The 13464-nt window shown below is 65.7% G+C and carries 18 protein-coding genes and 1 tRNA gene; 7 read left to right on the forward strand and 12 right to left on the reverse strand.

Translation table 11 applies throughout. The annotated features are described in order from the left end of the window. The first annotated feature begins 135 nt into the window (after nt 1-135). Nucleotides 136-1641, forward strand: a complete 1506-nt coding sequence (locus J0X25_RS29690) for a hypothetical protein (RefSeq protein ID WP_207287527.1) — start codon at nt 136-138, stop codon at nt 1639-1641. Between the two features lie 277 nt (nt 1642-1918). Continuing rightward, on the forward strand, nt 1919-2950 hold the full coding sequence (locus J0X25_RS29695) for a hypothetical protein (RefSeq protein ID WP_207287528.1): 1032 nt from the start codon (nt 1919-1921) through the stop codon (nt 2948-2950). Nucleotides 2951-3135: 185 nt separating this feature from the next. Here the strand turns inward: J0X25_RS29695 and J0X25_RS29700 are convergent, their stop codons facing one another. Then, the gene (locus J0X25_RS29700; RefSeq protein ID WP_207287529.1) at nt 3136-3690 is read right to left on the reverse strand and encodes an NUDIX hydrolase; all 555 of its coding nucleotides are present in this window, start codon (nt 3688-3690) and stop codon (nt 3136-3138) included. A 177-nt stretch (nt 3691-3867) separates the two neighbouring features. Here J0X25_RS29700 and J0X25_RS29705 point away from each other — a divergent pair, with 177 nt between their 5' ends. After that, complete coding sequence (locus J0X25_RS29705; protein ID WP_207287530.1) at nt 3868-4143, forward strand: PadR family transcriptional regulator; 276 nt, start codon at nt 3868-3870, stop codon at nt 4141-4143. A 186-nt stretch (nt 4144-4329) separates the two neighbouring features. Here the strand turns inward: J0X25_RS29705 and J0X25_RS29710 are convergent, their stop codons facing one another. From J0X25_RS29710 to J0X25_RS29720, 3 genes are all read right to left on the reverse strand, one after another. Beyond that, nucleotides 4330-5433, reverse strand: a complete 1104-nt coding sequence (locus J0X25_RS29710; protein ID WP_207287531.1) for a DUF4397 domain-containing protein — start codon at nt 5431-5433, stop codon at nt 4330-4332. 150 nt (nt 5434-5583) lie between these two features. Further along, nucleotides 5584-6315, reverse strand: coding sequence for a profilin-fold protein (locus J0X25_RS29715; protein ID WP_207287532.1), 732 nt, complete (start codon nt 6313-6315; stop codon nt 5584-5586). Between the two features lie 153 nt (nt 6316-6468). Continuing rightward, entirely contained in the window at nt 6469-7716 is a 1248-nt protein-coding gene (locus J0X25_RS29720; protein WP_207287533.1) for a sulfatase, read from the reverse strand. 174 nt (nt 7717-7890) lie between these two features. Between J0X25_RS29720 and J0X25_RS29725 the strand changes: the two genes are divergently transcribed. Continuing rightward, the gene (locus J0X25_RS29725) at nt 7891-8139 is read left to right on the forward strand and encodes a hypothetical protein (protein ID WP_207287534.1); all 249 of its coding nucleotides are present in this window, start codon (nt 7891-7893) and stop codon (nt 8137-8139) included. A gap of 69 nt (nt 8140-8208) precedes the next feature. Here the strand turns inward: J0X25_RS29725 and J0X25_RS29730 are convergent, their stop codons facing one another. Together J0X25_RS29730 and J0X25_RS29735 are read right to left on the reverse strand one after the other, a co-directional pair. After that, nucleotides 8209-8556: a hypothetical protein gene (locus J0X25_RS29730; RefSeq protein WP_225896647.1), complete on the reverse strand. Its 348-nt coding sequence runs from the start codon at nt 8554-8556 to the stop codon at nt 8209-8211. A 124-nt stretch (nt 8557-8680) separates the two neighbouring features. Then, a complete protein-coding gene (locus J0X25_RS29735; RefSeq protein WP_226776966.1) occupies nt 8681-8959 on the reverse strand; it encodes a hypothetical protein in 279 nt (92 codons plus the stop codon). Between the two features lie 98 nt (nt 8960-9057). Here J0X25_RS29735 and J0X25_RS29740 point away from each other — a divergent pair, with 98 nt between their 5' ends. Together J0X25_RS29740 and J0X25_RS29745 are read left to right on the forward strand one after the other, a co-directional pair. Beyond that, on the forward strand, nt 9058-9465 hold the full coding sequence (locus J0X25_RS29740; protein ID WP_207287537.1) for a pyridoxamine 5'-phosphate oxidase family protein: 408 nt from the start codon (nt 9058-9060) through the stop codon (nt 9463-9465). Nucleotides 9466-9541: 76 nt separating this feature from the next. Then, nucleotides 9542-11125: an acetolactate synthase large subunit gene (locus tag J0X25_RS29745; RefSeq protein WP_207287538.1), complete on the forward strand. Its 1584-nt coding sequence runs from the start codon at nt 9542-9544 to the stop codon at nt 11123-11125. 50 nt (nt 11126-11175) lie between these two features. Here J0X25_RS29745 and J0X25_RS29750 read toward each other — a convergent pair whose 3' ends face one another. From J0X25_RS29750 to trmY, 3 genes are all read right to left on the reverse strand, one after another. Continuing rightward, entirely contained in the window at nt 11176-11328 is a 153-nt protein-coding gene (locus J0X25_RS29750) for a hypothetical protein (RefSeq protein ID WP_207287539.1), read from the reverse strand. Between the two features lie 206 nt (nt 11329-11534). Next, nucleotides 11535-11607: transfer RNA gene (locus J0X25_RS29755), tRNA-Pro, on the reverse strand. A gap of 91 nt (nt 11608-11698) precedes the next feature. Then, complete coding sequence (gene trmY, locus J0X25_RS29760; protein WP_207287540.1) at nt 11699-12301, reverse strand: tRNA (pseudouridine(54)-N(1))-methyltransferase TrmY; 603 nt, start codon at nt 12299-12301, stop codon at nt 11699-11701. 205 nt (nt 12302-12506) lie between these two features. Between trmY and J0X25_RS29765 the strand changes: the two genes are divergently transcribed. After that, entirely contained in the window at nt 12507-12692 is a 186-nt protein-coding gene (locus J0X25_RS29765; protein WP_207287541.1) for an HVO_A0556 family zinc finger protein, read from the forward strand. Here the strand turns inward: J0X25_RS29765 and J0X25_RS29770 are convergent. From J0X25_RS29770 to J0X25_RS29780, 3 genes are all read right to left on the reverse strand, one after another. Further along, the gene (locus tag J0X25_RS29770; RefSeq protein ID WP_207287542.1) at nt 12689-12847 is read right to left on the reverse strand and encodes a hypothetical protein; all 159 of its coding nucleotides are present in this window, start codon (nt 12845-12847) and stop codon (nt 12689-12691) included. The genes J0X25_RS29765 and J0X25_RS29770 overlap by 4 nt on opposite strands. 165 nt (nt 12848-13012) lie before the next feature. Then, on the reverse strand, nt 13013-13201 hold the full coding sequence (locus J0X25_RS29775) for a DUF8028 family protein (protein ID WP_207287543.1): 189 nt from the start codon (nt 13199-13201) through the stop codon (nt 13013-13015). Nucleotides 13202-13210: 9 nt separating this feature from the next. After that, on the reverse strand, nt 13211-13402 hold the full coding sequence (locus tag J0X25_RS29780) for a DUF7511 domain-containing protein (protein ID WP_207287544.1): 192 nt from the start codon (nt 13400-13402) through the stop codon (nt 13211-13213). Nucleotides 13403-13464: the final 62 nt, after the last annotated feature.

Consider the following 13464-nt stretch of genomic DNA (forward strand, 5'->3'; position numbering starts at 1 on the left):
TGATGACCGTCATCGGTCTCGACAGATGAACGCGAGGTTAGGGACCGTTGCACGATTCCAACACTGGTTTTCTCCGAGATAATCTCGAAACAGTCGCTTCGTTTTAGCCGCAATCGGACGGTATAATCGAGCGCAATGGCTTCACGACCACAGAAACTCGGCGTCCTGTTCGTCGCGCTGATGGTTGCGCTGTCCGGGGGTCCTGCCCTGGCCGGCGCGTCATCCGCGCAGAGCGACGACGCCGGAGACATGAGCGACGACGCAGGTGCGAGTGCGACACTCGAGAACGTACAGGTCGGCACACTGGAACTCGACAACGTCACCGTCGAGAACGCGACGATCGAGGAACTGAACGTCGAGGAGTTCGACGCCAACGTGACGGCCCTCCAGGAGGAACTGGACGCCAACGAGAGCGCTAACGCGACCGAAGACAACGCGACGGCCGCCAACGAGAGCGGCAATGTGACGCTCACGAACGTTCAGTTCGAGCAACTCGAGCTCGAAGACGTCGAACTCGAGGAGTTCGAGCAGATGAACGAGTCGGCGAACGCGACCGACAACGCGACTAACGAGACTAACGACACCGAAGACGACGAGACGGAACTCGAAATCGAGGACGAGAACGAGACGGAGACCGGCGCCGCGATCCAAGAGGACGAAGACGACGGCATCGGTCTCGAGGACGACAACGAGACGGAGATGGGCAACGAGACGGCGATGGACAACGAGTCCGCCGGTCAGAGCCTGATCAACGAGAGCACCGAGAACGTCACGGTCCAGAACCTCACCATCGAGACGATGGACGTCGAGACGCTGACCGTAGAAGAGCTGACCGTCGGTGAGGAGGACTCCGCGATGGAGACCGACAACGCGACCAACGAGACCGAAGACGACGAGACGGAGCTCGAAATCGAAGACGACGAGAACGAGACCGAGACTGGCGCTGCGATCCAGGAAGACGAAGACGACGAGATCGAAATCGAGGAGGAGAACGAAACCGAAGACAACGCGACCGCGATGGACAACGAGACGGCGATGGACTCCGAGGAGAACGCGACCCAGGAGTTCCAGAACCTCACGATCCAGCACTTCGACGTCGAAGAGATCACGATCGAGTCGATGAACGCCGAGTCGGTCGAAGAGGGTAACACCACCGACGCCGCGATGGCGTCCGAAGAGAACGCCACCGAGAACGAATCCGAAGACGACGGTCTCGGCATCCTCGACGACGACGAGAACGAGACCGAGACTGGCGCTGCGATCCAGGAAGACGAAGACGACGAGATCGAAATCGAGGAGGAGAACGAAACCGAAGACAACGCGACCGCGATGGACAACGAGACGGCGATGAACAACACGACTGAAGGCCAGACCATCGCCAACCTCTCCGCATCCTCGATCACGATCGGTAACGCGAGCGTCGACACGCTGACGTTCGGCAACGCGAGCGAACTGCAGAACATCGAGAGCAACGACTCCGAGACGGCGACGACGGAGATCGTTAGCGACAACGAGACGGAGACCGAAGACAACGAGACGACGATGGACGACAACGAGTCGGACAACGCGAGCGAAGACAGCGAGTCGGACAACGAGAGCGGCGACGACGACGGCGGACTGTTCGGCGGACTGTTCAACTGATCGGCGCGGACGCCACGCGATCGGTCGGTATCGAACCGACCGCTCCGCGGTTGCGAACTTTTTCGGACCGCCTCCAATTCACCGGTAGCGGCCGCTCAGTCGCCGATCTCGAATCGCCGGTATCGATCGGCCGATTCGATCGGCGAAACCACCGTCCGACGTCGTGGTGAACGCGGGATTAGGGTGCTCAGGGCGGTCGCAAACGGTGCCTTTCCCAGAGATAACTCTGTAACAGTCGACTCGTTTTAGCCGCGAACGACCGGTAGCACCGATCGCAATGGATTCACGACCGCAGACGCTCGGTGCGGTGTTCGTCGCGCTGCTGGTCGCACTCTCGGGGGGTCCTGCCCTCGCGGGCGCGGCGACAGGGGCGAACGCCGACACCGGAGACGTGAGCACCGACAGCGACGTGAGCACCCACGCGGGCGCGACGCTCGAGAACGTACAGGTCGAGACGCTCGAACTCGAGAACGCTACCGTCGAGAACGCGACGATCGAGGAGTTGAACGTCCAACGGCTCGACGCCGCCCAGGAGGACCTCGAGCAACTCAACGAATCCGTCGAGGCGAGCGGCAACGAGAGCGGGGCGAACGACAGCGCCGGTAACGAGAGCGGGGACGCCGGGATAACGATCTCCGGCGTCGCGATCGAACAGCTCGCGCTCGAGAACGTCACGATGGAAGCACTCGAACTCGACGGGCAGCCGGTCGGGAGCGCCGCGAACGACACCGAAGCGATGCCGGCCGACGGCGCAAACGAGACCGCGAGCGGCAACCAGACCGTGATCAGCAACGATACCGACCAGCTCGCCGTCCAGAACCTCACCATCGAGACGATGGACGTCCAGCGGATGTCGATCGACTCCCTCGAGGTCGAAGAGGGCGGCGGAATTCTCGGGGGGATCAGCGACTTCATCGGCGGACTCTTCGGCGGTGACGACGGCGGGGAAAGCGAGAGCGCTGGCAACGAGAGCGCAGCGTCCGCCGAAGAGATCGAGGCGCTCACGATCGAACAGTTCGACGTCGACGAGCTGTCGGTCGACTCGATGACGATCCAGTCCGTCGAAGAAGGTGACGTCGGCGCCGAGGAGAACGCGACCGCCGAGGAAAACGCGACTGCGGATGAGAACGCCACTGAGGAGAACGCCACCGAGACCGGCGAGACGGTCTCCGAAGCCGCCGCGTCGTCGATCTCGATCGAGACGCTGGACGCCAACACCGTCACCCTTCAGGACGCGACCGAACTCCAGGCGGTCACCGAAACGAGTGACGGAGAGAACGCCACCGAGACGGGGAACGAGAGCGAGTAAGCGAACGAAACGGCCAACGAGTCGTAGTCGACCGTCGGTTCGATCCGATCGGGACGGGCGGATTCGATCGGTCGACCGATCGCCGATGGGTCCCCGTGCGATCGATTTTTACAGTCGAGACACCGCCCCGGCCAGTCGTGACGCTCCGCCGGAACGCGGAAGGCGACGTCGGCGTAGTCTCGCGGTTACGCGTCGGCTTCGAACAACTGGTAGTACGACAGCGCGAGAACGGTCCGGCCGTCGCGGATCTCGCCGTCGCGGACGGCCTCGAGGAGGTCCGCGAACGAGCGCCGAGTCACGCGAATGCTCTCGTTGTGGTCGAGTCGCTGCTCGGCGGTCGCGCGACAGCCGCGGGCGACGAAGAAGTGCAGGACGGCGTCCGCGATGCCGTTGGCCGGCTCGACGGTCACCAGGGGCTCGAGCCGATCGGCCTCGTGGCCGGTCTCCTCGGCGAGTTCGCGGCGGGCGGCGGCCTCGAGGTCGTCGTCCTCGGGTTCGGTGCCGCCGACGGGGAGCCCGCGGTTCACGCGGTCGACGGCCTGGCGCCACTCCTCGATGCAGACGACGTCGCCGTCGGGGGTGAACGGGAGCACGCAGACGCTCGGCGACTCGGAGAGGTAGTCGAACTCGGTTTCGGTGCCGTCGGGGAGCCGAACGCTCTCGTTAACCACGTCGAAGCCCGGACAACTGTAGGCTATTCGCCTGTCCATCGTCTCCCAGACGAGCGGATCAGTGGACATAGCGACCTGTACGGCGGTGGTCGCCAAAAGCGCCCCGTCACGGCACAGAGTCGAAACCGGCGTCCGGTGGACGCTCATTACCCACCCACTGTATTGCGTTTCCGGGCGGTTTAGCACACGTATTTGCTCTATAACAAAGTCACAGATAGGTGAACGTCGTCACTCAGAGGGTGATCCATGGATCAGCTAACCGGATTCCAACGCGACTTGCTGTACGTGATCGCAGGTAAAGACCGTCCGTCAGGGCAGGAGATCCTCGACGACATCAACGACTACATCGATCAGCCGGTCACGCACGGCCGGCTGTATCCCAATCTCGACACGCTGGTCGAGAAGGAACTGGTCGAGAAGGGGGAACTCGACCGACGGACGAACTACTACGCACTGACGCCGAAAGGCCGACGCGCGCTGCAGCGCCGTCAGGAGTGGGTCGAACAGTACGTCGACGTCTAACACTCCTGCGCGACCGCTGTGGCCTTCTCGAGGACCGAGATCGCATAGCGCCCCGCTCGACGGCGTCCGGCCGCTGATGGGCCCACGGAACGGCAAACGAGCGGGTCGATGATGTCGTCGACGACCGTCAGGGGTGTCAGCGGAGACCGAGTACTCGGGGCGGGCGGCTGAGGCACCGGTCTGCGATCAGTCGTCGGCCGTTGTCGGTTCTGCGTGGTGCCCGTCGCTGGACCCGTTTCGGTCGCCCGTTTCGTTTCCGGACTCGTCGTCATCGTCACCGGCCTCGAGTTCGTCGTCTCCCTCGTCGTCCTCGCGATCGTCCCCTTGCGCTCGTTCCGTCGTCCCGTCGAGGGCGAGGTACACGTCGAACGATCGGTCGTCCTCGGCGTCGTCGCGGGAGTCATCGTCGCTGTCGTCCGTCTCGGCGTCGATTTCGACTCCCTCCTCGCCCTCGAGGTAGCCGATGGCGTAGGCCGTGTACGCTTGGCCCGCTTCGAGGTCGAGTTCGACCGTCACGACCGGGTCGGACTGCGAGATCACTTCGTCGTCATCCAGTTCGTCGCCGGACGGGTCGTTCGCCGGGAAGAATCCGAGCGCTTCGGCCTCGGGATCGACCGGGGCGTATCCCGACGGTTCGGTAAACGCGACGTCTTCGAAGAGTATCGTGTCGTTCTCCGACTCGGCGATGTCGACGGTCGGCGTGTCCGGTGACGCGTGGACCACTCGGACGAGTGCAGTCCCCTCCTGGACGTCGTCCGGGCCGCGGTCGGCGAGGACGAGGAACTGGAGACCCCCCGTCTCGGAGTCGCTCCCGTCGCCGAGCGACGGGTCAGCGCCGTCGCTCGCGGTCTCGTTGGTGGCGTTCGTCTCTGCGGTCTCGTTCGCGGCGTCGACGCCGTCCCCGGAGTCGTCGCCCGTCTCGTCGCCCTCGAGTTCGCCGATCGCCGCGACCGTGTAGTACCCCGTATCGACGGGGACGGTCTCCTCGAGGACGGGCTCCGCTTCGCCGGCGGGCGTGATCGAAACCGTGTACGTTCCCGGTTCGATGCCGAGATACGGCGAGAGAACGCCGTAACTGACGTCCGTGAGGATCTGTTGATCGTCGACGTAGACGTCCACGTTCGGCGCGTCGGGTGCGAAGTGACCGACCCGGATCGAACCAACTTCGTCGGCCGATGGCTCCTGTCCGCTGTCCTGGTGTTCGTTGACGGCCAGTGCCGTGCCGGTGAGCGCCGATCCGGCACCGACGACACCGATCGTCCTGATCGTCGAACGTCGTGATAGTGTCATGCTACGTTCGGAAGGGGGGCGTGAAATCGAGAAAAACCGCTCAGTCAGTTCCCCTGATTGTCGTCTCGTTTACTCGACGGGTCGAAGTGTAGAACGACCATACTGATCGAAACGAGGGCCTACTGGGGTCTGGTCGCCGCTCGAGCCTCGTTACGCGCCGTCGCCGAGAGACACGTGTGAGAGGTCCGCCTCGAGGTCGTCGACGTGCTCGTTGAACGCGTCGACGAACGCGCCCACGTCCTCCGCGAGCCGACGCACCTCGGCGGCGGACGGCGGGCCGTACTGCGAGAGGAGGTAGGTCCCGTCGGAGCCGCCGACGCGCAGGTAGGCGGCCACGTCGCCGTCCCACTTGAGTTCCCAGCGCGTGCCGGACACCGTCGTCGCGTAGGTGCCGTACTCCCCCTCGAAGCGGTGGAGTTCGCTCGCCATCGCGTTTCCGACCTCGCGGATTCGCTCGAGGATCCGGTCGCGTTCGGCGACCAGTTCGGCCGTCGACTCGATCTCGGGGAACTCGTCGGGGACGTCCGCGAGGATCCCGTCGAACGAGCGCACGTAGGCGTTGTAGGCCGCGACGAACGCCCCGTAGTCGGTCATCGCCGTCTCGAGCGCCTCGGGTTCGGGCGGCTGTTTGCTCGAGACGACGTAGATCTCCGACCCCGACTTCGGATCGAATCGGAGGTACTGGACGTCGCCGGCCTCGTACTTGAGCGTCCAGGCGCCCGCGTCCGTCGTGAACTCCTGCTGGCCGTAGTCGCCGCCCTGCAGGACGGCGAGTTCGCGCGCGATCTCTCCCGCGTGCGTTCGCACCCGCGCCGCCAGTTCGTCGCGCCGCTCCGCGATTTCGTCCATCTCCTCGACGTCCGTCTCGAGTCCCTCGGTCATCACTCGAGGGAGGGGCTGCGGACCGATACCCCTTGCGCCTCGGCACTCACTCGCTTCGCGTACCACCCGACGCACCGGGGCGATCGTCCTCGCCTCGCTCGGTCGTCGTCCGGTTCCGTGGCGCCGGTTCCGTGGCGCGGGGCCGACCGCCGGCTACAGCGCCGCCTCGCTCGCCAGCGCGTCGGCCGCGTCCAGAACGCGACCGCGTTCCCGTTCGGCCTCGACCCGATTCTCGAGCAGGTCCCGGCCGAGGGACTCGAGTTCCGGAACCGAGGCTGCCTCCCACTCGCCGTCCTCGCGGACGAGGACTCGCTCCTCGTCGGGTCGCCACTCGAAGCGCCAGTCCCGCCCGCGGATCGCGACGGCCGGATCGTAGTTGCGGGCCCACGCGGTCGGCTCGAGCAGGTCCTCGAAGTCGTCGCCGGTCGCGAGCCGCGGGAGCAGTTCCGGCAGTCCTCGGAGCGAAAACGGGTGGTCGACGGTTCCCTCGGGCCCGTTCGCGACGACGAACGGGACGTGGAGCATCTCCTCGGAGACCGCCGGACCGTGGCCGTAGATGCCGTTCTCGCCGAAGGCCTCGCCGTGGTCGCCGGTGACCGCGAGCAGGGGGTCGCCGTCGACGTCCGCGAGGAACCGGCGAACGAACTCGTCGGTGTAGCGGATCGTGTCGTCGTAGGAGTCGACCAGCACGTCGTGGAACACCGACTCGAACGGCAGGTCGTACTGCCCGGCGAACAGCGACATGTTCGCGGGATAGCTCAGGAACCGCGACCGCGAGCGGTAGTCGCCGGGCGGGAGGTAGGGCATGTGGACGTCGACGAGAAAGAGCCACAGGAAGTACGGCGAGTCGGCCGACTCCGTCCACGCCAGCACGTCGTCGGCGAACGACTCCCAGTCCATGAACATGTCCTGCCCCTGGACCCAGTTGAGCAACTGGGCGGCGGCGTCGCCGACGAACCCGCGCTGATCGCCCCCTTGCGCGACGAGGCCGTCGGCGAGGCTCTCGTCCATGAAGTCCTCGAAGTGATTGAAGTCCCCGTCGAAGCCGAAGTACCGCGACGTCCACGGGTTGGCCGTAAACGCCGCCGTCTCGTATCCCAGTTCGTCGAACCGGTGGGGGAGGGTTCGCCGGGCCCGCATGTGCTGGCGGATCCGGTCGGTGTACCCGCCTCCGTCGGACTCGAGGTCGGGATTCATGTACTGGCCGGTGAGCATCGCCGAGACGGAGCTGTTGGTCTCCGGCGCCGGTGCGATGGCGTTCGTGAAGGTGAGTCCGTCCTCGGCCAGCGAGTCGAGCGTCGGCGTGACGTCCCGATCGTACCCCATGAACCCGCAGTGGTCGGCGCGCAGGCTGTCGACCGTCACCAGCACGATGTCTTCGAGTCGATCCTCGTCACTCATCATCGGTCGAATCGGATGACACTCACTTTGTAATGGATGGAGTTCCAACTACTCCGTCGGAAGCCGCGCCAGTGAGCGCGTCGAAGCGAGAACGTATCGGGCCGTTTCTTCATGAATACAATAGGTAACACTCACATAACAATAGTCGTCGATGACGTTCGCGGAGACAAGACCATGGCTGCGGAAAACGACCTGAGTACCCCCGAGAACCGAGCGAGGACGACCATCTCCGTTCCCGCAAGCGTCTACGAACGCGTCGAGCGTCGCCTCGAGCGAAGCGAGTTCGAGACCGCGGACGAGTACGCGACGTTCGTCCTCGAGGAAGTCCTCGCTCGCGTCGAGGACGAGACCGACGAGGCGGCCTCGAGCGTCGATCAGGAGGAGGTCGAGACGCGACTCGAGGCGCTGGGCTACCTCGAGTGAGGGTGTCGGAGCGAGGACGGAAGCGAGCGATCCGGTCAACGCCTCGTCCGGGCGATTGCGGCCGTCGTGTCAGCCCGATCCGTCGCCGTTACCTGCGCTCGCGTTGTCACTGTCGTCGGTAGCTCCAGCGTCCTCGCCGCCGCTCTCGTCGACTCCCGCATCGCCGCTGCTGTCGTTTTCGGCGCCTGCGCCCGCCTCCTCCTCGCTCTCCGACTCGTTCCCGTTGCCGTCGACGAGCCCCCCGTCTTCGTCGGCGTCCTGTCCGTTCCCCGTCCCCTCCTCGGCGCTGGGTTCGCCGTTCCCGCTCTCGTTTTCCTCCTCCTGACCGGGTCCGCCGCAGCCGGCGAGCAGCGCCGTCGCCACCGCAGCACCCGATACCTGTAACAGCCGCCGTCGCGTCCGTCGGTTCCGTGTCACATCGATAGCCATTCGGTCGAGGCCGATAAGCCGTTAGCCGACACTCGCCGGTCCGAGCGCAGTCAGTTCCGGGTGTTCGCTCGAGGCGTCGATGCTGGAACCGATCGCGACCGACCCGTTCGACTCACCAGGAGCGACGCCGCGGCGCGTTGGCGCCGTCCTCGAAGCGTTCGACCCGCGGGCCGGGCTCGAAGAAGTCGCCGCGTTCGTCGTAGGTGACCCAGTCGTCGACGGTCATCGTCTCCAGAACGTCCCGCACGAGCCCCGGATCGTAGCCCTCGATTTCCCGGGGCCGCAGCGGGAGCCCCCGGAACAGCATCCACTCGAGGACTTCGTCCCAGATCGCGTCGCGCTCGGGATTGCGCGCGTACATGTCTAGCTGCGGATACCCGACGAGAACCATGAATCTTCTGCCCGTTACGACGCCGCTCGCCGTCGCGGGGGTCGCCGGCTTCTCAATGTAGGCATCAAGCAGAAGCCGACCGTCGGAGAACGCCACCTATGGCTTCCATTCCCGAGGAGTTCCACGACCTGTTCGAGAAGGCAACGTTCGCCCACGTCGCGACGCTGACCGACGAGGGGCTCCCCCACGTCACGCCGGTCTGGGTCGATTACGACGCCGACGACGAGCGGCTGCTGGTCAACACCGAACGCCACCGCCAGAAGGCCCAGAACGTGGAACGAAACTCCGGGGTCGGCGTCAGCATGACCGACCCCGACAACCCGTACCGACGGCTGTCGATCATCGGCGAGGTCGACGAGGTGACGACCGACGGCGCGCGAGAACACATCGACGAACTCGCCCGGCGCTATACGGACGCCGACGAGTACCAGACTCCCATCGAGACCGAACGCGTGATTCTGCGGATTCGAGTCGATCGGGTCGTCGACGCGAGCGACAGCAGCTGAGGCGCTCGAGGACGATTCGACCGTTCTGGGGCTTGCAGGGCGGACGATTAATGACGGCGGTGTGGACCGGACGACCATGCCGTCCACAGCCGACGTACTCGTCGATTGTCTCGAGGCCGAAGGCGTCGAGCGCGTCTTCGGAGTGCCGGGCGAAGAGATCGAGGACCTGCTGTTCGCGCTGCGGGACTCGCCGATCCGCTTCGTTCCGACGCGCCACGAACAGGGGGCCGCGTTCATGGCGGACGTCCACGGCCGGTTGACCGGCGCGGCGGGCGTCTGCTGCTCGACGCTCGGTCCCGGCGCGACGAACCTCATGACCGGCGTCGCCGACGCCCACCTCGACAAGAGCCCGGTCGTCGCCATCACCGGCCAGGGCGGTCGCGAGCGCCTGCACAAGGAGAGCCACCAGGCCCTGAACGTGGTCGACCTCTTCGAACCCATCGTCGAGTGGAACACCCAGATCGCCGAGCCCGAGATCGCACCCGAGTCGGTCCGAAAGGCGTTCAAACTCGCCGAGTACGAGAAGCCGGGCGCGACCCACCTCGAGTTCCCCGAGGACGTCGCCGCTTCGGAGATCGACGCGGACCCGATCGAGGTCCGCGATCCGGTTCGACGGCCGGACCCGGACGACGAATCGGCCGAGCGCGCGGCGCGGTTGCTCGCCGACGCCGAGCGGCCGCTCATCCTCGCGGGCAACGGCGCGGTGCGAACCCGCGCGTCGGAGTACATCCGCGATCTCGTCGAGCGCGTGGGGATCCCCGTCGTCGGGACGTACATGGGCAAGGGGGCGATTTCGGACCGCGAACCCGCCTCGCTGATGACCCTCGATTCGGGGCCGGGGGAGGAGGCCGCGCGGGCGATCGAGCGCGCGGACTGCGTCGCCGCGGTCGGCTACGACATCGCCGAACACGACCCCGAGGGGTGGAACCCCGACCTCGAGAAGACCATCGTCCACGTCGACTCCGAACCCGCGGAGGTCTACCGCCACTACAACCCGGACGTGGAGATCGTCGCCGACGTCGGCGCGGCGCTGTCGGCCATCGACGACCGCCTGCCCGACGAGGCCTGCTCCCTGTGGTGTGACGACCTCCACGATCGGCTGCTCGAGGCGGCGACGGCGCCGCCTGCTGACGACGACCCGATCACCGTCCGGAACGCCCTGCCGCTGTTGCGCGAGGCCATGGCCGACTCCGACGTGCTCGTCTCGGACGTCGGCAGCCACAAGATGGCCATCGCCCAGTCGTTCCCGACGTACGAGCCCAATACCTGCGTGATCTCGAACGGGCTGGCCAGCATGGGAATCGCCGTTCCCGGCGCACTCGCGGCCGATCTGGCGGTCGATTCGAACGTGGTCGCCGGGACCGGGGACGGCGGATTCCTGATGAACGCGGCGGAACTCGAGACCGCCTCGAGGCTGGACTGTGGCTTTACGACCGTGGTGTTCAACGACGACGACTACGGCCTGATCTCCGAGAAGCAGGAGGGTCACCGGGGTGAACACACCGGAACCGAGCTAACGAATCCGGATCTGGTGACGTTCGCGGAGAGCTTCGGTATTGACGCGTATCGGCCCGAGGGGTGGGACGAGGTGGCGGCGGCGTTCGAGGAGGCCGTGCCTTCGGACGAGTTGGCGTTGATCGAGGTTCGGCTCGAGAGTTGAGTGGGGTTTTCGGGAGTTCTCGAGATGAGGACTCACAGACGCAGCGAGTTTCAGCGGCGTCCGCGAACGTCGCGAACTGCGTCGACGGCGTCGGTTTCGACGTCGATGGATAGTTCCTCGAGGGCATCACCGAGAGGAACGTCCTCGTCGTCCGACGGATCGCGGGCCACGAACTCAGCGAGGTCGTCAGCAGCGAGTACCATAGGTGAGGTTACAGGTTTGGGTGAAAAAAGCCTGCTGGTGACGATGAATGAGATATCGCTATGGCGTGGTTCGTCGGAAGAACTGGGCCGGCGCAGATTCGAACCACGGTCGGAGCAAAGCTCCTCCCTGATTCGAATCTGCTTGGTTTCCATTCTCCGCAACGCAGACCGCTCGCTACGCTCGCGGATTTGCGTTGCGGGAGAAGTGGGCCGGCGCAGATTCGAACTGCGGTTACGGCCACCCGAAGGCCGAAGGATACCAAGCTACCCCACCGGCCCGCATCTGAACTGTGAGCGTCCGTTTGTTTAACGCTTCCGAAAGCGCGTGTCGGGTCGCCCGCTATCGATTCGCACGCTCGAGCCCCCGCTCCTAAAACCGCTCGTACCCTTCAGTGTCGAGATAGTGATGCGCGACCGTGATCGCCTGATCGGCGTGCAACAACTCGGGACCGAGCCGCACCCGCCGATCGACGACGTCCTCGAGCACCGCCTCCTCCGCGTCGGTGAAATCCCGGTGATCGGAGAGCACGAACACCGGATCCGCAAGTCCGTCCGCGCCGACGTCCACCACGGCGTCGCCGTCCTCGTGCAACTGTACGACGGTCCCGGAGTCGGCGACCGCCTCGAGCGTCGCCTCGAACCCCCTCCGGTACACCTCGATGCCGGGACTGGGCTCCGCGGGCAGCGCGCCGATGGCTTCGTCGCGGTGCTCGAGGGCCTTGCGCACCAGCGCGGCGGTGCTGCGCTCGTCGGGGTTGAGCCCCCGAAGCTCGCTCCCGTCGAAGGTGATCGTGAGCTCGTCCTGCGCGACGAGGTGGGTGCGGACGTCCTCGCGGATGCCGTGGGAGGTGACGAACGAGGCGGTGATCGACCGACAGAGCGCGTCGAGGCGGCCGGCCCCGCCCGCGAGGTCCTCGAGCGAGAAGTCGGGCTCGGTCGGCACGTCGTGACCGATCAGTACGAACTGGCGCATAGGGACCACGACGGCGACCCGTGGGATAGCCGCCACGGTTTCGAGACTCGACGGGGACCGGCGGTAGCGAGCGCGTATCGCACCCGCGGGCAGGCTGCCCCGTCGTTGCCCCGCCGTCAGGGACTTCTGTCCCTCCCCGTCGGACTCGTCGACGCTGCATAGGCATGGCCAACGATTTCACCGCTCTCGGGTATGGGATACCTATATGGCGAAATCAGAGTCGTCGGCGACGGACGGCGAAGATCGGCAGTTGCTCGCGGTTCTCGAGGGCCGACCGTGTCCGTACTGTTCCGAGGGCGAACTCGAGCGGGGCGTCTACAAGGACAAGCGGGCGGCGGTCTGCGACAGCTGTGACACGCCGCACGCGCAGCTCTGGCAGCCGAGCGACTAGCGCTCGACGGCACCGATCCAGGCGTCGGCGCCGTGGACCGCACACCAATCCTCGTGGGCCTCGTAACAGCCTGGATCCATCGGTTGACCGCACTCACACCACTGTTGGATCGTACGCGGGACGGGTCGAGTACAGAGCGGACAGCGAGCCTTCATGCGAACGGCTCACACGATCAGCCGTAAATCGCTTTCACGGTTTTCACCGGAACGACGTCGAACGAAAACAGCGGGGGCCCGTCACGGTCGCTGCGGGCGGCTCCGGGGAGGACACGCGGGGACCGGGAACCGCGGCGGCGCCGTCCGTTGGCGTCCCGGCCACGGTCACGACGCGCGCGACCCGGGGTAGCTGTGGCCGACGACCAGCGCGAGGGCGTGGACGGCGAGGAGTCCGACGACCAGCGACAGCGACTGGACCGAGTCGATCCCCGAGAGGAAGACGGGGAGGTACGCGACCGGCAACAGCGTGCCGAGCCAGAACCCGGCGGCGGTGAGGGAGTGTCCGACGTGCATGGTCCTCTCTCAGCGCATCGACTCGAGCGAGACGAACCCGTCGTCGTGGGCGACGATCCAGGCGGTTTGCAGTTCGTCTTCGCTCGCCTCCCGCGGGAAGATCGCACACTCGTCGGGAGCGTCTTCGTTCTCGACCGTGACCGCATCGAGGTCGATCGGCGATTCGTCGGTTGGGGTGGGGCTGTCGGCGTTCAGGGTCATGCGTGACGGGCGATGGGTGATCGCTCCGCTCGGGTCTACCGGCGATTCACCTATTGTTATCG

Origin of the sequence: Haloterrigena alkaliphila (genome assembly GCF_017352155.2) — an archaeon.
GTDB lineage: Archaea > Halobacteriota > Halobacteria > Halobacteriales > Natrialbaceae > Haloterrigena > Haloterrigena alkaliphila.